Genomic DNA, 367 nt, shown 5'->3' on the forward strand with positions numbered 1-367 from the left:
GATGAGCCACGTAGCTTCAAAGGGTGTTCACCGGTCGATGTTTGGCAAATTTAAGCAGATCTTGACCTACAAGTGCGATTGGTACGGTAAGGAACTTATTCTGGCAAATAAGCTGTACCCGTCTACTCAGCGTTGTGCGGCTTGTGGTAATGTCAAAAAAGGTGATGACAAGATCACCCTTTACGGAAACAAGAAACATGGTACTAAACACAATGAGTACGTCTGCTATAACGAAAAATGCCCGAACTATGGCATAGTCGTAGATCGGGACAAGAATGCGATGCTTAGCCTTCTAGCGCTGGTTGAGCATCCAGAATTAAATCATGCGCTATAAATTTTAAAGAAAGGAGAGTTAATGGCTAAGGCC

Annotated in this window: 1 protein-coding gene; it reads left to right on the forward strand. The window is 43.6% G+C overall.

Annotated elements, in window-relative coordinates; all coding sequences use genetic code 11:
* Window positions 1-334: zinc ribbon domain-containing protein (locus lacNas_RS06970; RefSeq protein ID WP_211762143.1), on the forward strand; the 334-nt coding region annotated here is incomplete at its 5' end.
* Between the last annotated feature and the right edge of the window lie 33 nt (window positions 335-367).

It is taken from the genome of Lactobacillus nasalidis, assembly GCF_016587775.1.
GTDB lineage: Bacteria > Bacillota > Bacilli > Lactobacillales > Lactobacillaceae > Lactobacillus > Lactobacillus nasalidis.